The organism is Corynebacterium rouxii (assembly GCF_902702935.1).
Lineage (GTDB): Bacteria > Actinomycetota > Actinomycetes > Mycobacteriales > Mycobacteriaceae > Corynebacterium > Corynebacterium rouxii.
This window is the reverse complement of record NZ_LR738855.1, coordinates 2,163,095-2,180,070: the sequence shown is the minus strand read 5'-3', so window position 1 is coordinate 2,180,070 and position 16,976 is coordinate 2,163,095. Positions and strand designations below refer to the sequence as shown.

Genomic DNA, 16,976 nt, shown 5'->3' with positions numbered 1-16,976 from the left:
CAGGTTTTTGCTTGAATCAACAGAAAGTTGAGCACTATGACGGACAGCGCGATGCTTAGTGGCGCTCCCTTCGATCAGCGCTCCGACAAATGGTGGCACCTCACCTTTGGCGGAATGCTCGCAGTGGCGCTGATCTTCTTCATCACATGGTCCATGGGATACGTTGGCCCCGAGGCCAACAAAGCCATGCTGATCACCACGATCGCCTTCGGCGTATTCATGGCCTTCAACATCGGCGGCAACGATGTGGCCAACTCCTTTGGCACCTCCGTGGGCGCTGGCACCCTCACCATGAAACAAGCGCTGGTGATCGCCGCAATCTTCGAAGTATCCGGCGCTGTGCTCGCAGGTGGCGAAGTCACCGACACCGTGAAATCCGGAATCGTCGACCTCGGAGCCATCGACCTCGACCCCCAGCACTTCGCCTTCATCATGATGGCCTCTCTCCTCGGGGCTGCAGTATGGCTCCTCGTGGCCACCAAGATGGGCTGGCCAGTATCCACCACGCACTCCATCGTTGGCGGTATCGTCGGTGCATCGCTGCTCTTGGGCTTTACCCAAGGAATCGGCGGCTGGGAAATGGTGCAATGGGCAGAAATCGGCCGCATCGCCATGTCGTGGGTGCTTTCGCCACTGCTCGGTGGCCTATGCGCGTGGTTGCTCTTCGGCTTTATTAAAAAGCACATCTTGGTCTACAACGAAGAGGCAGACGAAGCACTTCGCCAGATCAAAGCCGACCGCATTGAGCTGCACCAATCTTTCAAAGCCTCCTTCGAGCGCCTCAATGAGATCCAACAGTTGGCCTATACCAACGCCATGACTCGCGACGCAGCCCTCATCCAAGAACCAGACTTCGACCCAGAACAATTGGAGTCTGACTACTATCGCAACCTCTACCGCATCAACACCCGACGCGATAGCCTGAACACCCACCGCGCACTGGAAAACTGGGTGCCGCTGCTGGCTGCTGCAGGTGCCGCCCTTATCGGTGCCATGATGCTGTTCAAAGGTCTTAAGAACCTCAACCTAAACATCAGCAACTTGGGCAATGTTGTCATCCTCGTAATGCTTTCCGCTGTAGTCTGGATGGCCATTTCGATCTTCTCGCGACTCCTACGCCAACAGGAACTCACTAGGGCTACCTTCGTGTTGTTCTCTTGGATGCAGGTCTTTACCGCTTCCGCCTTTGCGTTCTCTCACGGCTCGAACGACATCGCCAACGCCATCGGCCCGTTTTCCGCAGTCCTCGACGTGCTCCGCACCGACTCCATCAATGGCAAAGCCGCAGTGCCAACTGCACTGATGGTCACCTGTGGTGTTTCATTGATCGCCGGCCTATGGTTCATCGGCCGCTACGTGATCCACACCGTGGGCACCGGATTGACCAAGATGCACCCCGCCTCCGGCTTCGCCGCTGAGCTTTCCGCTGCTGCAGTGGTCATGGGCGCATCCGTGATTGGTCTGCCAGTGTCTTCCACCCACATTCTGATCGGTGCGATCCTCGGTATCGGTGTGGTCAACAAGTCCGCCAACTGGCGACTCATGAAGCCCATCGGCATGGCATGGATCATCACTCTGCCGGCCGCAGCCGCAGTATCCGGCGCCGCAGTCCTCGTGCTCAACGCCGTATGGGGGTAATTGCTGTGCTTGTTGCGGATAATTCACACCACATCACTGAGAAACCCGTGCTTTCACTGATGTGGTGTGAATTTTGTTGTTGACGGGGGACTTCGGGGGTGGGGGGATGGCTTAATTGTGGAGACTTATTGAAAACGCTGTGCAGTGGTGTTAGGTTCGGCTCAATAAGGTTTTTCAAACTGATTGATCGGACAAGTGATGCGAAAACTGATACCTCTAACACTCGCGTGCCTTATCACCGGTTCCCTTGTAACTGCTTGCGGTGATCCAGGGCAATCTGAAGCTTCCGGAGATTCCGGACATCCCACGCGACTCGTTTTAGCAGATCGAAAAGCTGGTGATGGATTCCACCCAGCTACCGGCTATGGCCAAACCGGTGTGAGCCCCGTTTATGACGGCCTATTGCGTCCAGTACCAAACGGCCCAGATAAGGTGCCAAACTTTGTTCCCGCATTGGCAGCGGAGATGCCAACCTCGAACGCTGATGCCACAGAATGGACCGTTAAGCTGCGTGAAGGTGTGAAATTTACCGATGGTTCTGATTTCGATGCTGAGGATGTAAAAGCGTCCTATGCAATAGCTCGAGATTTGGAATCAGGCTCAGAAGTAGTTGGTCGCTACGACGTGATCAAAGACGTGGAGATAAAAGATCCACACACCGTGGTCTTCAAAATGACTGTGCCGCTGGCCGAGATTCTATCTCGTATGACCTATGCGATCGCCCCCTCAGAACTTTTAACAAAAGGGTCGATTACAGAGTCGAAACTGAATACGCATCCTGTAGGAACGGGTGCCTACGAGCTAGTAGAAAACCGTGGCGATGAAGTGGTCTTCAAAGCCAACGAGAACTACTTCGAAGGTGCCCCAGAGGTCAAAGAGCTCGTTATCACGACCGCTGCAGACGACACCGCTCGCGCCCAGCGCGTTGCCGCAGGTGAAATAGACGGTGCTGCGATCCCACCTAGCCAGCTCAAAGCCGTGGAAGGCAAGAAGGACCTGGAAATTAATACCACGCATACTGCTGACTGGCGTGGCATCTCCTTTCCTAAGATTCCAGAAATCGCCGATCCTCGAGTCCGCAAAGCACTGAACCTCGCTGTGGATCGCCAAGCGTTTGTCGACGGACCGCTCAGCGGACATGGAACAACCGTGTCAACGCTGATTTCATCTATCTACGGCGACGCGCATGATCCATCGCTGGATTACAAGCAGGACATCGCTGCAGCGGAGAAGCTTCTCGACGAAGCCGGCTGGGTGAAAAATGCCAACGGTGTGCGTGAGAAAGACGGAAAGCCATTCCGTGTCGAGCTCTACTACGCCGGAAGCGACACCGTGCGACGCGACATCGCCATCGAGTTTTCTTCTCAGATGAAAAAGCTGGGACTCGATTTCCCCACCACTGCCAGCACATGGGATGAAATTGAAACCAAACTTGGTGATGTTTCCGTCGTCTTAGGTGGAGGATCAGCACCTTACGACCTGACCATTATGGCCTATGAATATCTGCATACTCGTACACCCTCCACTGGAAAGTGGGCGAACCCTGGTGACTACGGATCCGAAAAGCTAAATGCGTTGCTCGACCAAGCACGCAGCGAAGTTGACGCGGAAAAGCGCAACAACCTGTGGCGCAAGATTCAAGCAGAATATGTGAACAACCCTTCAGCGCTGAATCTCGTCAACATCGATCACGTGTACGTGGGCAAGAAGAACGAGTGGAAGAAACCAGAACTTCTTCTTGAGCCTCACATCCACGGTGTGACCTGGGGTCCATGGTGGCGGATCTCGGAGTGGACAAAGTAAGTGGCTGCGTTATTACACCGCAGGGATAATCTCCACGGAGTTACCGCGATGGTGGGCTGGCGAATGCTCACCATCGCGGTAACCACCGTGGTGGTTACGTTTATCATGTTCGGCCTGGCGGCACTGTCGCCGTTTGATCCCCTAGCGCACTATCTTGGTTCGAGTTATGGCGACTACACCGAGGCTGAACGCGCAAAAATTGCTGCAGCCCTCGGAGTCGATGTTCCGTGGTACCAGCAATGGTTGCGCTGGTGGACAGACGTGCTGACTGGTGATCTTGGCTGGTCGCGGGTGTACAACAAGCCAGTTTCTGCTGTGATCGTCGAACGACTCCCATGGACGATCCTGCTATCAGCTACTGGGTTACTCCTCATGCTAGTGATCGCGACGATCCTGGGAGTATGGTCGGCACGGCGCCCTGGGGGCGTCGTCGATAAGGCGGTGAATGCCCTAGGCGTGTTCATCGCAGCAACCCCCTCCTACGTGTACGCACTCGGCACAGTCTTGCTGTTTGCGGTTTTTCTCCACGCCATCCCCGTCGGTGGTGCAAGCCCCGTCGGATACGCACCTCGGCTGGGAACCGTCGGCCCCTACCTCATAGCGCCCGCCATAGTGCTAGCCATATCGCAGCTATCGTGGCCGCTGCTCACAATGCAACAAGCCACCGTAGAAGCCACCCGTTCACCAGCGGTAGCAAATGCGCGCCTGCGCGGCATTAAAGAAAGAACTGTGCTGCTAAAGCATGTTCTTCCCATGTCTATGATGCCGTTGGTAACGCTATTGGGTGCCCGCCTAGGCGAACTCGTGGTCGGTGCGGTGATCGTCGAAACGGTCTTTTCGTGGCCGGGGCTTGCTCAAGCAACCGTGGAATCCGCTATTGCAGTAGATTTTCCACTCTTAGCTTTTATTACCGTTGCCACCACAGTTGTTGTCATGCTGGGATCTCTTGCAAGCGACCTGTCCTATATGTTGATCGATCCGAGGGTAAGCGATGTCTAACGCTCAGTACATGTCGTGGGCCAAACAACACACAGTAAGCCTCACAGTCTTCTTGCTCGTGCTGCTGTATGCACTGATTGTGCCCCTAGTAATGGATGCCGGCACCCCTAGCTTTAGCAATGCATTACAACCACCAAGTGCCAAGCATATTTTTGGCACCGATCACTTCGGATTCGACCTATTCGTACGCAGCGCTGAAAGCTTAAGAGTTTCTCTCATGGTGGGCGCGTTCTCAGCCCTGTTCGCCACCGCACTAGGTGTTATGGTCGGCTTGATAGCCGCCACCACAGGAGGGCGTATTGACCGCATCATCATGCGTATCAACGATGCGGTGAACTCCATCCCGCACCTCATCTTGTCCGTAGTCATCGTTGCACTGTTTCGAGGCTCGCTGCTGGCCATTGTCGCATCCATCGCACTAACGCACTGGTCGCCCGTTGCTCGTATTGTGCGCTCATCGGTACTAGCCGTGCGCACATCCGACTACGTAGAAGCCTCCTATGCTGCCGGAGCCTCCTCCGGGTGGGTGTTGCGTAAACACCTTGCACCTGCGGCTTTGGGCCAAGCAGTGGTGGCCATGGTTATGCTCATGCCACACGCGGTATGGCATGAATCTGCGTTGTCGTTTTTAGGCCTGGGCATCCAAGCCGATGAACCATCACTCGGCACACTCATGGACCTCGCCCGCGAAGACATCATCCGGGGAGCATGGTGGGCACTCCTATTTCCTGCCACAGTGCTACTCGCCACCACTTTGTCAGGGGTATCCCTTGCCCGAAAACGCCTCGCGCGCGCCAAATCCTCACCGGAGCCCGCCCGAGTCGCACCCACGGTCGGCGACACAATTGCGCTCACGGGGGTGAACATCTCCGTCGACTCCGAACACCTAGTTCACGAAGCATCGCTAACCCTCGCGCAAGGTCAAGTAACCGGACTCATTGGCGCCTCCGGATCCGGCAAAACCACTCTTGGGCGATCCATTGTGGGAATCGCACCTGAAGGGGCGTCGATAAGCGGGCGCGTCAAGCTCAACGGCCAGTGCCATGACTGGGACGCTGCCACGCTCGGGGCGCTGCGCGGAAACATCGTAGGATTTGTGCCGCAATCAGCCGCCCAATCCTTCACCCCTGTGCGCCGCATCGGTACCCAAATTCAAGAAGTCATCGACCAGCACCACAGCACTGCTACTGTTTCTGACCTGCTTAAACGCGTCCACCTCAACGCTGAGGTTGCCGACATGTTCCCGCACCAACTCTCCGGTGGCATGGCACAACGCGCAGCGATCGCAGCGGCTCTCGCCGGCAACCCCCGCTTTATCATCGCCGATGAACCCACCAGCGCGCTCGACCCCGAACTAACCCGCGACATCCTTACGCTGTTACGCTCGCTTGCCGACGACCTCGGCGTGGGCGTTCTCATCATCAGCCACGACATCGAAGACCTCCGCGAACTGTGCCTCTGCGACACCATCGCAGTCATGAACGACGGCGAAATCATCGCAACCGGCAACCACGATAACATCCTGATCCAACCAGAACACCCCTTCTGCATCGCACTACTTGCAGCACTTCCCAGTGGCGGACTGCACCTAGAAAAGGAGGCAGAAAATGCTACGCGCTAACAACGTGACCATGTGCTACGGCGACACAACCGTACTCGACAACATTACGCTGGAACTACCACGCCACCACTTTTTAGGACTCATCGGCCCGTCAGGATCCGGCAAAACCACACTCGCTGGCCTTCTCAGTGGACGGCTAGCACCAACCTCCGGAACCGTCACCATCGACGATGCCCCAGTCCCACACACTCGGGCACACCGTCGCACCGATATCGTCAGCATCAGCCAACAACCACGCGACGCCTGCAACCCCAACTGGACGCTACGCACCATCATCGGTGAACCCCTCGCCATCGCCGGCGAACTTTCAACAGAACAGATCACGCGCCGGGTAGAAGAGTGCGCCGCACGTGCCCTGTTAAGCCCTAGCCTGTTGGATCGCTTGCCTAGTCATGTCAGTGATGGCCAGCTACAGCGCGCCTGCATTGCACGCGCACTCGTTATCGACCCAGCATTTCTCATTTGCGACGAGCCCACATCAATGCTGGATCCGCTGGCTACCGCAGCTGTTGTGGATTTGTTGCGCAGAATTGCCCACGACGGTGCCGGAGTACTGTTTATTTCTCACGACCACCGATTGCTGCGAGCATGCACTGATGAAGTAGCGCAAATAGGGGGAGAAAAATAAAAATCCACACCACATCGCTAAGAAACCGTGTGTTTCGGCGGATTTGGTGTGGAATTCGTGGTTGCTGGGGTAACAGAGGGTTACCCCGTGGGGGTTAGTCGTCTGTAGGATCTTCCTGCTTACGAACAATCACGTTGGGTTTGCGCAAGCTCAACTTGCTGAGCTGCTCCTTGACCGAACCCCATGGCTGGTCAGGGCCAGAGTCCTCGCCGGTAGCTAAGACCATGTCATCAATGGTGATCTCGCCAGCGCGAAGCGCTACTAGCTCAGAGTGGTAACGGACCAGAACCGCCAGCGTAGCGGCCACTGGCACTGCCAAGAACGCGCCGATCACGCCGAAGAGCGTGGAACCGACGGTGACAGACAACAAGACCACAGCTGCATGCAAGTTCATGGCCTTCGACTGCAGCACCGGCTGCAAAATGTGGCCCTCGATTTGCTGGACTGCGATGATGAGGACCAGCACCATGAGTGCATTGGACATGCCGTTGCTGACCAAAGCGATGACTACTGCGAGAGCGCCAGCGGTGAAAGCACCGACGATGGGGATGAAGCCACCGAAGAAGGTAAGGACTGCCAAAACGAGGGCCAGTGGCACTTTGAGGATGAGTAGACCTATGCCGATGAGGACTGCGTCGACAAGCGAAACGATTGCTTGGGTGCGGATGAATCCAGCCAACGTGTTCCAAATACGAGTAAGAACCTCGGTGAGGTGCCAGCCTACGTTCGGGCCGGTGAGGCGGCGCACCATGGGGAGGAAGCGGGTGCCGTCTTTCAGGAAGAAGAAGGACAGGATCAGCATCAGGATCATGGTGACCAGGATGGTCGAGGCCGTAGAAAGACCAGTGAACACACCGTTAGCGATGTTGCTGGACTGTTCCTTGAGCGTGTTCGTAATGTTGCTCAAGTAGCCGTCGATCTGCGAGGTATCAATATCGAAGGGGCTGTTTTCCGCCCAGTCGAGTAGTCGGCTAATGCCATCAGATGCGCGGTCGACAAGGTCTTTTGACTGCGCTCCCACACTCGGTGCCATGGCGGCGAAAATGCCTCCGATGATGCCGAAGAAGCCCAAAATGACAATCACCACGGCTAGGGCTGGCGGCACCTTTTTAGAACGCAGCCAGCGCACTGGCGGCCACAACACTGTGGAGAGCAAAATTGCCAAAATAACTGGTAGGACACCATGCCAAACGGTGCCAAGACCGCGCCACGCCATGATGCTGGCGATGGCGACGATGATAAAACGAAGCGCCCAGCCCGCGGCCCAACGCGCATCCATGCCAATAATGACGGCGCGGTCGCGGTGGCCGTATGCCGTAGCCTCTGTTACATGCGCCGAGGGGGTCTCGTCGGCGCTCTCTACCGCTTTAGTCAATGCTGAGGGGAGATCTTTCTTATTACTGTCGCGGGATATCATAGCTACCTATAGTGCCACAGCTCAGCACAGAGGAAGGCACTGAAGCGTTTTAGAGTTCTGCGAGCATAGCGGCAATATCGGGGGCTGTGGCGGTGCTCTCGAGGGTGGCAACGAGCCGGTGCATGTTGTTGGCGGCACGTTCAGAGCGTTCGAGTTCGGTTGCGATCGCGGCGCTGAGCTCGTCGTTGTTGAGGCTTTGGGCTTCGTGGATCGCCTCGGTGAGCAGGCTGCGGGGACTTTCCATGAGCGATGTGACGGTTCGTATGCAGCTCATGGTGCTTCGAACGAGTTGAGCGCGGTGGAAGGAGCCACGGTCGATGGCCTCCAAGGAATCGCGCATGGTGGCTTTGAGCAGGGCCACTTTGTGTTCGGTGTTCGCGGCGGCGGAGGTATCGTCGATAAGCTCGGCGAGGAATGTGGCCAGCATGGCGGTGTGCAGGCGTGAGACGGAGATTTGGAAGCGTTCGCGCAGGGTGTCGTTTGCGAGGGTGGTGATGAGTTCGGCGAGTTCGACGACATAACTATCGACGATCTTTTGCATGCCCTTCCATACGTTGAGCTGGAACTGGACTATGTGCAAAGTTTCGCTAGCGCTGCGAGTGTCGACGGTATCGCCTAACGACGACGTCTGCCCTAGGGAATCGACGAGTTCTTCGCGGGCTTCGCCCAGCTGCTGAGCAATGGTGAGTAGTTCGTCGAGACGCCCGATCCATTCGTCGAGATGGTCATGAACATCATGTGCCTGAGCCAACTCCGTGCCCAACTCACCACCGAACTCGCGCTGAGGTAGCCCCATGCTCATGTTTTCGCGGCAGAAAACCTCCCATGGCAACATTGCGTGCGCATAAGCGTCGAAATTGTCAAAACCGGATTCTCGCAGCTTATTGCCAATTAAACGTGCTCCAGCTTCGGCTGCTTCGCGGGCAGGCATACCATCTTTGCGCAGCTGTGCTTCGTAGTCGCCGACCTCTGCGTAAATGGTCATAGCAAGTGCGCGATGGTCGTCATGGCAGGGTCGCTGGCGAACCGAGAGGAAGCCGTGAGTACCAGGGATAGGGGTGACCGTGGCAAACACGTCGTAGGTTTCTCCGCTTTGGGCAAGGTTGCGCACATAGCCGGCAAAGGTTTCACCTCGCTGGAGCTTGTCCCACATGATCCTAAAAACACCACTGGGCATAAAAGGGTGGCGAATAATATTGTGCGCTGCGTTGCGGAGCTCTTCTTCGGTGTAGCGGGAAAGCTCAACGAACGTATTGTTCGTTTCTTGGATACGCCCTTGGGCATCAGTGGTGGAGAAGAATAATTGGTCCACTCCTACATCTTTAAACTGGCCGTTTGGCGCTATGCGTTCCATGCTCCCGCTTTCATGATCGATCCTGTGGGGGGTGACCCCCGTATGTATCACGATGTCAAGTGAATACAATAGTTGTTCTCACAGCATTCTCAGCTTTGTGGGGTAGCTGAGCGGGGGAGGTGATTGTGAGAGCTGTTGCGGAAGCGAAGCGGTGATGGCTGAATCTTTGTCTGTCGCGTCCAAGCAATACTGTGTTGGCCACGCGCTGGCCTGCGGTTTTAAAAAATTTTGAAAAAAGTTGAGTCTGGTGGGAACAACTTTGGAGGTCTGTGAGTTACTACTAGTGTCAGGTTGAGTGACATCGGCTCAAGGTTTCTGGTAGCCTTCAATTCAGAAGCTTCGGAAGTTGAGTGCAGGGCAGTCAACTTTGAACTTTTCGCTTTACTAATAAACAACAAATCAGGAGGAAATGACATGGGACGCGCAGTAGGAATCGACCTCGGTACCACTAACTCGGTGGTTTCCGTCCTCGAAGGTGGAGAGCCACAGGTTATCGCTAACTCTGAGGGTTCCCGCACCACCCCATCGGTTGTTGCTTTTGCTAAGAACGGCGAAGTTCTCGTCGGTCAGTCTGCTAAGAACCAGGCTGTTACCAACGTTGATCGCACCATTCGCTCCGTCAAGCGCCACGTAGGTACTGACTGGACCATTGCTATCGACGACAAGAAGTACACCTCTCAGGAGATTTCCGCTCGTACCTTGATGAAGCTCAAGCGCGACGCTGAGGCTTACCTAGGCGAGGACGTTACCGACGCAGTTATTACTGTTCCTGCTTACTTCTCTGACGCTCAGCGCCAGGCCACCAAGGAAGCCGGCCAGATTGCTGGTTTGAATGTTTTGCGTATCGTGAACGAGCCAACCGCTGCCGCTTTGGCTTATGGCCTAGAAAAGGGCGAGAAAGAGCAGACCATCTTGGTCTTCGACTTGGGCGGCGGTACTTTCGACGTTTCCTTGCTTGAGATTGGCGACGGTGTTGTTGAGGTTCGTGCAACCGCCGGCGATAACGAGCTCGGTGGCGACGACTGGGATCAACGCATCGTTAACTGGCTGGTTGAGAAGTTCAAGACCGCTCAGGGTGTTGACCTGTCCAAGGACAAGATGGCTATGCAGCGTCTGCGCGAGGCTGCTGAGAAGGCAAAGATTGAGCTGTCTTCTTCCCAGTCCGCTAACGTGAACCTGCCGTACATCACTGTCGACGCTGATAAGAACCCACTGTTCTTGGACGAGACGCTTTCTCGCACCGAGTTCCAGCGCATTACTCAGGATCTGCTCGACCGCACCAAGACCCCATTCAACCAGGTGATCAAGGACGCCGGTGTGACCGTCTCTGAGATCGACCACGTGGTTCTCGTTGGTGGTTCCACCCGTATGCCTGCCGTTTCTGAGCTGGTCAAGGAACTAACCGGTGGCCGCGAGCCTAACAAGGGCGTCAACCCTGACGAGGTTGTTGCTGTTGGTGCTGCTTTGCAGGCTGGCGTGCTGCGCGGCGAAGTCAAGGACGTGCTGCTTCTCGACGTCACCCCGCTGTCACTTGGTATTGAAACCAAGGGTGGCGTGATGACCAAGCTCATCGAGCGCAACACCACCATTCCAACCAAGCGTTCGGAGACCTTCACCACTGCGGACGACAACCAGCCTTCCGTTCAGATCCAGGTCTTCCAGGGCGAGCGCGAGATCGCTGCACACAACAAGCTACTCGGATCCTTCGAGTTGGGTGGCATTGCTCCAGCACCTCGTGGTGTTCCTCAGATCGAGGTCACCTTCGACATCGACGCAAACGGCATTGTGCACGTAACCGCGAAGGACAAGGGCACCGGCAAGGAAAACACCATCAAGATTCAGGATGGTTCCGGTTTGTCTCAGGAAGAGATCGATCGCATGGTCAAGGACGCTGAGGCTCACGCTGAAGAGGATAAGAAGCGCCGCGAGGAGCAGGAGACCCGTAACTCCGCTGAGTCCATGGCTTACCAGACCCGTAAGTTCCTAGACGAGAACGGCGAGAAGGTTTCCGAGGAGATCAAGACCAAGGTCACCGAGGCTGCCGACGCTGTTGACGAGGCTCTTAAGGGTGAAGACATCGAGGCTATTAAGACGGCCGTCGAGAAGCTTTCCACCGAGTCTCAGGAGATGGGCAAAGCTATCTACGAGGCTGAAGCCGCTAACGCTGGCGCTGCTGATGCCACCAACGTTGATCCTAACGTCGTCGACGCTGAGGTCGTTGAGGACGATGACAAGGACGGAAACAAGTAATGAGCACTACCGACAACACTAACGGCGACGACCGCCGCCCAGGCCAACCGGAATGGGATGACGAGGAGAACAACTTCGAGCACCTTGATGCCACCGAAGTCCCCGCCGAGGAGGAAGCCTTGGTGGAGTCGGCTGGTCTTGATGCTGATACCCTCGCGGATCTCGAAGATGCCTTCGACGGTGTCGACGCCTCCACCGAGGACCCAGGTGCTACCGTCGGCGAGACTTCGACTCTTGAGACAGAGCTCGCCGAGCGCACCGAGGATCTGCAGCGTTTGAGCGCCGAATACGCTAACTATCGACGCCGCACCGACCGCGAACGCAAGGTCGGCGTCGAGGCCGCGAAGGCCAAGGTTCTTGGCGAGCTGCTTCCCATCTTGGATGATCTGGAGCTTGCGCAAAAGCACGGTGACCTCGACGAAGGACCTCTCAAAGCATTCCGCGACAAGTTCGTGAGCGTTGTTGAAGGCTTGGGTGTGTCCGCATTCGGTGCCGAGGGCGACGAGTTTGATGCCGAGCGCCATGAGGCAGTTCAGGATCTCTCTTCGGGAGATGACAAGGTGCTGGGAACCGTCCTGCGCCGTGGCTATCAGATGAACGATCGTTTGCTGCGAACCGCAATGGTGATCATTGCCGATCCAGCAGAAGACGCTCAATAGTCACTGAGATGAATGCGGGATCCAGCAGCCCACGGTGGTGGGGAGCTGGGTTCCGCATTTTCAACTAAATACGGAAAACAAGAAAGGAGGAGAAGACCTATGGCAGCGAAAAACGAGTGGGCTGAGAAAGACTACTATGCCGACCTAGGAGTCTCCTCGTCCGCAACCGAAGCGGAAATTAAAAAGGCGTATCGCAAGCTGGCTCGAGAAAACCACCCCGATTCTCACCCAGGTGATGCGGCGGCCGAAGAGCGCTTTAAAAAGGTTGCTGAGGCCTATGACGTTGTAGGCGATGAGACGAAGCGGAAAGAGTACGATGAGTTTCGCTCCATGATCGCTTCCGGCGGGTTCGGAGGCGCCGGATTCCCCGGCGGGTTTCGGACGCAAGAAGGCTTCGACTTCGACCTCGGAGACATCTTTGGATCTGGAGCGGGTAGAGGCCACGCTCCGCAAGGTGGTTTTGGGGATATCTTCGGTGGCATTTTCAACCGCGGCGGTGGTGCTCGCAACGCAGCTCGGCCGACGCGGGGGGCCGACGTCGAAACGGAGATAACCCTCGAATTCCGTGAGGCGGCCAAGGGCACCACGATTCCCTTGCAGCTGACTGGCGACGCCCCCTGCCACACCTGCCACGGCTCCGGTTCGCGCTCTGGTGCGCCCACCACGTGTACCAAGTGCAATGGAACTGGGTTTACCTCGGAAAACAAGGGAGCCTTTGGGTTCTCTGCACCGTGTACGCAGTGCGGTGGCACTGGAAAGATGATCTCCGATCCGTGCCCTGATTGCTCAGGTACTGGAACGCAGCGTCGTACTCGCTCGATCACCGTGCGCATTCCAGCGGGCGTGGTCGATGGCCAAAAGGTGCGTCTAGCAGGCCAAGGTGAAGCTGGTCCTAACGGGCTACCCGCGGGTGATCTTTATGTCACTGTGCATGTGAAAAACGACCGAGTATTTACCCGTTCAGGTGATGATCTTGAAGTGACTGTGCCGGTGTCCTATGCGGAGTTGGCGTTGGGCGATACCATTTCGGTGCCTACGCTCGATCTTCCGGTTCGGGTTCGTATTCCTTCCGGTACACCTAATGGTCGTGTGCTGAGGGTGCGCGGTAAGGGCGTTCCTAAGCGTGGCGGTTCTGCGGGAGATCTGCTGGTCAAGGTGGAAGTGACGGTGCCGTCGAGTTTGGATGCGGCGTCGGCAAGCGCGCTGCGCGCCTATGTTCAAGCCGAGCGGGACGCGGGTTTTGATCCGCGTGCTGGCTGGGCAGGAAAATAACGCGAGAAGGAGGTGAGCTTTATGGCCCAAGAGTTTTCTGGCGACGTTTTTGTTATCTCCGTTGCTGCGGAGCTTGCGGGAATGCACGCTCAAACCTTGCGCACCTATGATCGGCTCGGCCTTGTCACACCGCAGCGTACTCGCGGTGGTGGCCGCAGGTACTCGCGTGACGACGTTGAACTCCTGCGCACTGTCCAACACCTAAGCCAGGTAGAAGGCGTGAACTTGGCGGGTATTAAGTCGATCATCGAGCTGAAGAAGGAAAATGCACAGCTGCGCAGGGAACTTGCTGTGGCACGGGCTGAGGTTGAGGAACTCAAAACTCGTGGGGCGCGCCCTCGCGGTGAGATTGTTCATGTGCCTCGCTCAACGGCAGTGGTGATGTGGGAACCGTGCCGCGGTTCGCGGCACCAGGATTAAATAAAACCGCACCTAGCAATTGAACTGCTCCCCATTAGTTGGACTGAGAAATCAGTTTCCGACTAGTAGGGAGTATTTCTTTTGAGAGCACGAAGTTCTCTGAGCCAGTTGCAGCGAGAACAGCTCGTTGAATTGCTTGAGCAGGGCTTAGGATACAAAGCAGCGGCCCATCGGTTAGGAGTTGGCCCTTATCCGGTAAGAAGGCTTGAGCGTCGATTTAAGCTTTATGGCAGGCTATGTCTTGTGGGGATACCAACCGAGCAGCAGTATTCTGTCGAGGTGAAAAAGGAAATCGTCGACCGGTTTCACGCCGGCTAGTCCATGATGGAACTGGCTAGTGAATTTGGTGTGTCTTCGGATCAGTTGGTCAAGGATTGGGTTCGTGCGTGGCGTGCCGGTGGTGATAAGGCATTGCGGCCGAAGCTGTAGGGGGCGATTGGAAGGCTGTTCATCTGTGAAACCGTTAGCTGAGGAAGATCGGTTGCGCCGCGAGGTAGAGAAATTGCGGGACTTGAGGAACCAACGACGAGGTTAAAAGCCGAGGTCGTTGTCATCTGCTAAGTCAACTCATCGATTGGGTGATCTGTTGGTTGTGGCAGGTCTTGCCCCGGTCAATCCTGTTGTACAGCGTATCTCCCTTACGCACTACAGTCTTGACGTCACAGTCTCTGCGTGGCGCCATTGCGCAGCAATCATCAGGGCAAGGACTATTTGTGCATACAGGTCAAGGGATCCAGTACCAGCATTCCAGCTGGTGTGGGCTCAGCACAAGCATCGGTGGAGTGCAGTCAATGTCAAAGAAAGGCAACTGCTATGACAATGCGGTGGTGGAAAACTTCTTCGGGTACTTAAAAATTGAGATGTACCACGGTGAATCATTTACTAGCCTGTAGGAGTTCTACAAGGCAATCGATGATTGATATCTACTGGTACAACCATGAACGCATGCAGAAGCGACTCAAAGGTCTGACTCCGATGTGCTATCGGAACCAGACCTTTGAATCCTTCACCGCATAGAATAAAACCAGTCCAACTTTCGGGGCCAGTTCAATTGCTAGGTGAGGTTTTTCTGTGTGTAGTTTGAGAGTGTACTACCTAGGGGCGAAGAAGAATTTATAAACGAGAGCTGCAATGCCTGCTACTGCGCCGATAATTCCTGTCCAGAACCATGGGGATTTAACCAGCTTGGCGGTCGAAGATCCATCGGAAGCTTCAGGTGCTTCCTCTGGTTGAGGTTTGATTTTGCGCTCAGGGAGAGCAGGCAAATCAGGGCCGGCAATTTCGAAAGCTGTTTCAGGGATGCTGACTAAGTCTTTAAGGCTATTGCTGTACTTATACACGCCCATTTGGAACATATAAATACCTGGTGCAAGAGTCTCTGGAATCTCAAACTCAGCTGACACGGTCTGGGGCGAGGTATCTACGACAGAATAGGAAGTATCGCTGTGGAAGCCTCGGTAACTTTCATTTGGTTTTTTACTTTCATTCTTCCATTCTGGGTCGTAATACCCACTGCCCGGAGAGTTGAAGACTGAACCAGTAGTAGCTAGTTTTGATGAATAGTTAGTTTTTCCTGTTCCATCGATGTATTTGACGTCTTCTGGTGCATTGATACCGATTTCATAAACACGGATTGGAACCTTATTTGGAAGGAGTGAAGCAGATACCGAAACCTTTTCCCCAGGCATTACTTTAACTGGATTGAGGAGTGAGGTAGCGGATCCGTTAATCAAACCGGTGTAGGAATCGGTATCTTCAGGCTTCTTTGTATCGAGCTCCATTACCACAGGAATGATTGTTTCGCCATCTGGAACTGGATTGTATCCTTCGGCGTCAATGAATCGTGCAGTAATTGATTTTGACCCACTGGTATCAAAAATAATAGAAGTGGAAGCTTTATTGTCTTCGGTCACTGGAACAGGATCACCGGCCGCAATATGATCAACAAAAAATTGGACTTTCCCATCCATTTTTTCGTTTAATTTCTCTGGAACAGTTGCGGTTATTTGTACATCTTGTTTAATGGATGCGCTTTCAGGTGCGGTTATAGTCAAACCGTCTGCAGGATCAACTTTGACAGTTGCGAATGGTTTGTCTGTGTTAGTTGTACAGGTTGTATTGGCAGTGTATCCATCTACAGACGCTGTATTTGTCAGAATTGTCTTTTCAGGGACGAATGTCAGAGTGCCTTCTGTTAATGCTTGAAGGTGGACCGTAATTGGAGCAGCGGAGATTCTTAATGATTTACCTTCAAGCGACGCTTGTAGATGGTCGTTGATTGACAGGACACCATTTGAAAGAGAAAGTCCTGGTTGATTTCCATCAAGTTTGACATTTTTTCCAACGTTAATTCGAATACTGCTTTTGGTCAGCTTAGCGTTTTTATATCCGCTTAAATTGTCATTACTTACGGATATGTCTTTAATTTTAATGAGCGCGTCAAAACCTGTGCCGGCTTTAACAGATTTTGGTATTTCGAATTCTGCACTGAAATTTGATTTTTGATTGAATTTGTAGAGTCCCCAAGCTGCAGAAACTGAACAGTCTACGTCTGATGTAACCGTTTCCACGGGTTTGGGTGCTTCTGTATCTGCGGAAGGTACTGTATTCGTTTCTGTAGCGCTGGCGGTGTGTATGCCGGACAATGTGATAGCGATGGCTGTTGCGACGGTAATCGCATGATGTAAAGGCTTCACAGTTTAAGAGGCTCCTTAGCGAGAGTGAATTGTTAAAAACCTAATTTTTAACTCTAAAACAATCTTTAGTCTAGGTTGACGGGATAGGGGGCGTACGGGGGTATTTTTGGCGGGTAAGGTCAAATTAACAATATTTACAATTTTGGTTTAGGTGATGCGTGGATAGAATTTTTTGGTAGTTTGCACGGTTTGCGGCGAAGCATTCCTGCAGACAGCCAC

The 16,976-nt window shown here is 54.6% G+C and carries 12 protein-coding genes and 1 pseudogene; 10 read left to right on the top strand and 3 right to left on the bottom strand.

Features of this window, described 5'->3' with window-relative positions; all coding sequences use genetic code 11:
* The first annotated feature begins 36 nt into the window (after window positions 1–36).
* The 5 genes from CIP100161_RS10690 to CIP100161_RS10670 all read left to right on the top strand — a co-directional run bounded on the left by CIP100161_RS10690 (window position 37) and on the right by CIP100161_RS10670 (window position 6,689).
* Entirely contained in the window at window positions 37–1,638 is a 1,602-nt protein-coding gene (locus CIP100161_RS10690; protein WP_155874274.1) for an inorganic phosphate transporter, read from the top strand.
* Between the two features lie 198 nt (window positions 1,639–1,836).
* A complete protein-coding gene (locus CIP100161_RS10685) occupies window positions 1,837–3,441 on the top strand; it encodes an ABC transporter substrate-binding protein (protein ID WP_155874272.1) in 1,605 nt (534 codons plus the stop codon).
* 48 nt (window positions 3,442–3,489) lie between these two features.
* On the top strand, window positions 3,490–4,440 hold the full coding sequence (locus CIP100161_RS10680) for an ABC transporter permease (RefSeq protein WP_155874587.1): 951 nt from the start codon (window positions 3,490–3,492) through the stop codon (window positions 4,438–4,440).
* On the top strand, window positions 4,433–6,061 hold the full coding sequence (locus tag CIP100161_RS10675) for an ATP-binding cassette domain-containing protein (RefSeq protein WP_155874270.1): 1,629 nt from the start codon (window positions 4,433–4,435) through the stop codon (window positions 6,059–6,061). The genes CIP100161_RS10680 and CIP100161_RS10675 overlap by 8 nt, the downstream gene beginning before the upstream one ends.
* The gene (locus CIP100161_RS10670) at window positions 6,048–6,689 is read left to right on the top strand and encodes an ABC transporter ATP-binding protein (RefSeq protein ID WP_155874268.1); all 642 of its coding nucleotides are present in this window, start codon (window positions 6,048–6,050) and stop codon (window positions 6,687–6,689) included. Before CIP100161_RS10675 ends, CIP100161_RS10670 begins: the two co-directional genes overlap by 14 nt.
* A 94-nt stretch (window positions 6,690–6,783) precedes the next feature.
* Here the strand turns inward: CIP100161_RS10670 and CIP100161_RS10665 are convergent, their stop codons facing one another.
* Window positions 6,784–8,106 (bottom strand): AI-2E family transporter, encoded by a 1,323-nt coding sequence (locus CIP100161_RS10665; protein WP_155874266.1) that lies wholly within the window; start codon window positions 8,104–8,106, stop codon window positions 6,784–6,786.
* A 49-nt stretch (window positions 8,107–8,155) separates the two neighbouring features.
* Window positions 8,156–9,460, bottom strand: a complete 1,305-nt coding sequence (locus CIP100161_RS10660; RefSeq protein ID WP_155874264.1) for a PAS domain-containing protein — start codon at window positions 9,458–9,460, stop codon at window positions 8,156–8,158.
* Between the two features lie 414 nt (window positions 9,461–9,874).
* Between CIP100161_RS10660 and dnaK the strand changes: the two genes are divergently transcribed.
* From dnaK to CIP100161_RS10635, 5 genes and pseudogenes are all read left to right on the top strand, one after another.
* A complete protein-coding gene (gene dnaK, locus CIP100161_RS10655; RefSeq protein ID WP_155874262.1) occupies window positions 9,875–11,710 on the top strand; it encodes a molecular chaperone DnaK in 1,836 nt (611 codons plus the stop codon).
* Window positions 11,710–12,369 carry a nucleotide exchange factor GrpE gene (gene grpE, locus CIP100161_RS10650; protein ID WP_155874260.1) on the top strand — a complete coding sequence of 220 codons (660 nt, stop codon included), beginning with the start codon at window positions 11,710–11,712 and terminating at the stop codon, window positions 12,367–12,369. Before dnaK ends, grpE begins: the two co-directional genes overlap by 1 nt.
* 99 nt (window positions 12,370–12,468) lie before the next feature.
* Entirely contained in the window at window positions 12,469–13,641 is a 1,173-nt protein-coding gene (gene dnaJ, locus CIP100161_RS10645; RefSeq protein WP_072567393.1) for a molecular chaperone DnaJ, read from the top strand.
* Between the two features lie 21 nt (window positions 13,642–13,662).
* Window positions 13,663–14,061 carry a heat shock protein transcriptional repressor HspR gene (locus CIP100161_RS10640; protein WP_155874258.1) on the top strand — a complete coding sequence of 133 codons (399 nt, stop codon included), beginning with the start codon at window positions 13,663–13,665 and terminating at the stop codon, window positions 14,059–14,061.
* Window positions 14,062–14,160: 99 nt separating this feature from the next.
* Window positions 14,161–15,078, top strand: a pseudogene (locus tag CIP100161_RS10635) (IS3 family transposase).
* Window positions 15,079–15,152: 74 nt separating this feature from the next.
* On the opposite strand, the gene CIP100161_RS10630 reads toward CIP100161_RS10635, so the two are convergent.
* The gene (locus CIP100161_RS10630) at window positions 15,153–16,757 is read right to left on the bottom strand and encodes an Ig-like domain-containing protein (protein WP_155874256.1); all 1,605 of its coding nucleotides are present in this window, start codon (window positions 16,755–16,757) and stop codon (window positions 15,153–15,155) included.
* Window positions 16,758–16,976 lie beyond the last annotated feature (219 nt).

Coding starts and splice junctions, on each gene's coding strand:
- CIP100161_RS10685 (WP_155874272.1), top strand. CDS start 1,837: ATGCGAAAACTGATACCTCTAACACTCGCGTGCCTTATCACCGGTTCC.
- dnaK (WP_155874262.1), top strand. CDS start 9,875: ATGGGACGCGCAGTAGGAATCGACCTCGGTACCACTAACTCGGTGGTT.
- CIP100161_RS10665 (WP_155874266.1), bottom strand. CDS start 8,106: ATGATATCCCGCGACAGTAATAAGAAAGATCTCCCCTCAGCATTGACT.
- CIP100161_RS10640 (WP_155874258.1), top strand. CDS start 13,663: ATGGCCCAAGAGTTTTCTGGCGACGTTTTTGTTATCTCCGTTGCTGCG.
- dnaJ (WP_072567393.1), top strand. CDS start 12,469: ATGGCAGCGAAAAACGAGTGGGCTGAGAAAGACTACTATGCCGACCTA.
- CIP100161_RS10670 (WP_155874268.1), top strand. CDS start 6,048: ATGCTACGCGCTAACAACGTGACCATGTGCTACGGCGACACAACCGTA.
- CIP100161_RS10680 (WP_155874587.1), top strand. CDS start 3,490: ATGGTGGGCTGGCGAATGCTCACCATCGCGGTAACCACCGTGGTGGTT.
- CIP100161_RS10690 (WP_155874274.1), top strand. CDS start 37: ATGACGGACAGCGCGATGCTTAGTGGCGCTCCCTTCGATCAGCGCTCC.
- CIP100161_RS10675 (WP_155874270.1), top strand. CDS start 4,433: ATGTCTAACGCTCAGTACATGTCGTGGGCCAAACAACACACAGTAAGC.
- CIP100161_RS10660 (WP_155874264.1), bottom strand. CDS start 9,460: ATGGAACGCATAGCGCCAAACGGCCAGTTTAAAGATGTAGGAGTGGAC.
- grpE (WP_155874260.1), top strand. CDS start 11,710: ATGAGCACTACCGACAACACTAACGGCGACGACCGCCGCCCAGGCCAA.